Below are 2,227 nucleotides of genomic sequence, written 5' to 3' on the forward strand. Positions count from 1 at the left end.
GGCAAGACCTTCAGTCCCCTGATTCCGATACCGAACTAACAATCTTCTGACTTGTCTGGCAGTGATACCTAAACTGTTAGCCGCTTCAATTTGTTGTAAGTGGCCCTCGGCTACTTGTTTGATGATATGCAGCTTCCGTAATTCTTTTTCGCTGAGCGCTATGGTTTTTGGCACGTACAGACCCCTCCATTTTTAATGCATGGAGCATACCAAAAAAGAGGACATTGCTATTGAACGGAAAACCGGACATTTCTATTGGCGTGTGACAAGTGAGGTCGCTTGTCTGGTGCTTGTCTGTTAACTCAAAGATAAAACCGGAGCATCTCAAAGTTAAAACTGGAGTGACTTAGGGGTCTCTATCTGTTGGTAGCCTAGTACCGTATGGTCCTTTAAGAATCTTACTTCCGTTACATCTTTACCGGGAACAACGTGCAGCGTAACCGTTGTTCTCTCTGCCAAGTTACCGGGCACACTAATCTGGACACCATCAAAGGAGACCTTACCATAACCGTTAACTTTACGCTCTGTTCTCAAGCAAAAGATGTCCTTGGTGGAGGTAACCGGAGGGTGTGTTTTCGTAATATCCAGTTTTCTAAAACAACTCCTTCCATCATGAACGGCATGCATGAATCGTATAGCTGGTATTTCACCAGTTGTGGAGTGCACAGCCCGGTTATTGTAGCGATCGACTTCCTGAGCCAGAATGAACCGCACTGCATCTATGCTATGGGCATGTTCCCTGGCAGCCCTTCTAACGATCCTGTCCTGTAGCCACCTGTACGGCCGCTCAGTCTTACCCTTGGCTTCAGGACTCAGGGCATAGGTTACTTTCATGCCAGCTGCTTCGACACACTGCTTCCACTGCGGAGCAACATCGTCAGTGCCCAGCACTCTTTGGTAATTGGCAGCACTCAGACCGTTTTTATCTCTATCTGCTACATACCGAAAGATAGCATGGTTATCCGAGTAGTACTGCACACCGACCCCGTACCGTATGACAACTGACTTCAGTGACTGAATGTGCGCCCAGGACGATTCATGTTCAAACAGATCGGCGAAGAGTAACGTACGACTATGGTCATCCAGGGTTGTAATGAGTGACCATTTCAGTGGGCTACCATCTTGTTTGACGGCATACGGTGACCATTGATGTAAGGAAGCGTCATGCTGGAGTAGCATGCCAACTGCGTCAGTCAATACCTGTCGTGTGTGCGGGTTTTTGTTCTTGGGCCGCTCAATGTAGAATCCCCATTTTTTGGCGTAGTTAATGACCGTCTGGGTGGTTACGTTGTTTCCTGTACTTTCGGCTATTGCATCACGGGTAGACGAGTAGTTGTAAAACATAATCGGCATATTAGGGTTATCTATGAAACTTTTCTCCAGCTCCAGTTCCTTACGAATAGCAGTCGTAGTAGTTCGGTCCGTCTTATGATTGGCATAATCCCGCCCATAGGCCACGCTGAATGTTAATGGATCAGCCCGGTAGGCTTTCAGCAGTTCATAGAACCGACTTTGTTTTATGCCCAACTGATGACATACGTCATCCCGGCTTATAGTGCCACCGATGTACCAGGTAAAGTATTGTTTTACCTGTGCAGTGTTAAAGTTATGATGTAGTTGAGCCATAGCCCCTCCTTGTATTAGGTTGTATCTCAACATCCAGGTTATGTAAGGAAGGCTATGGTTTTAAAGAGCACTGCCATAAACTCAAGGATTCTACCGACCAAGTCTCATCTGTCTTAGGATGACTATCATCAGCTTCACGTATAACGACTAATGGTTAGTTACTACTCACTACCTATGGTCACCCTTGGGTTCGTACCACCACTAGTGAGTGGTTACGTTATACCGGTTTTCTGTAGTATGTGCTTACGTTTATAGCAGTGGGGTATAAAGAGATGTTTGTAAACTATTCCGGTTTTATCTTTGTCTCAATTCCACTCCACCTTTATCTTTGTGATGAGTGAGATTACAGGAAGAGAGCATTCCGGTTTTAATTTTGGGGTAACAGGGAGTCTTTATATATTTGACAAAAATACTCACAATATGATAGAATTACACGCTGGAACCTTACCAAATAGTTTACATTTCCTTTGAGAACGGCGTATTGAACTGCAACCACTGCAGACCAATACGCCGTTCTCAAACCTGATTGAGATCACCGTTGCAAATTGCACCGGAGAAAATCACGGCACAAGGAAAAGGGTCATGAACTTCATTCCCAACC

1 protein-coding gene is annotated in these 2,227 nt (G+C 45.4%); it reads right to left on the reverse strand.

Annotated features, from left to right (window positions below; genetic code table 11):
* Positions 1-330: 330 nt before the first annotated feature.
* The gene (locus VGS11_05260) at positions 331-1,626 is read right to left on the reverse strand and encodes a hypothetical protein (protein HEV2119495.1); all 1,296 of its coding nucleotides are present in this window, start codon (positions 1,624-1,626) and stop codon (positions 331-333) included.
* Between the last annotated feature and the right edge of the window lie 601 nt (positions 1,627-2,227).

It is taken from the genome of Candidatus Bathyarchaeia archaeon (genome assembly GCA_035935655.1).
GTDB lineage: Archaea > Thermoproteota > Bathyarchaeia > 40CM-2-53-6 > 40CM-2-53-6 > 40CM-2-53-6.

Coding starts and splice junctions, on each gene's coding strand:
- VGS11_05260 (HEV2119495.1), bottom strand. CDS start 1,626: ATGGCTCAACTACATCATAACTTTAACACTGCACAGGTAAAACAATAC.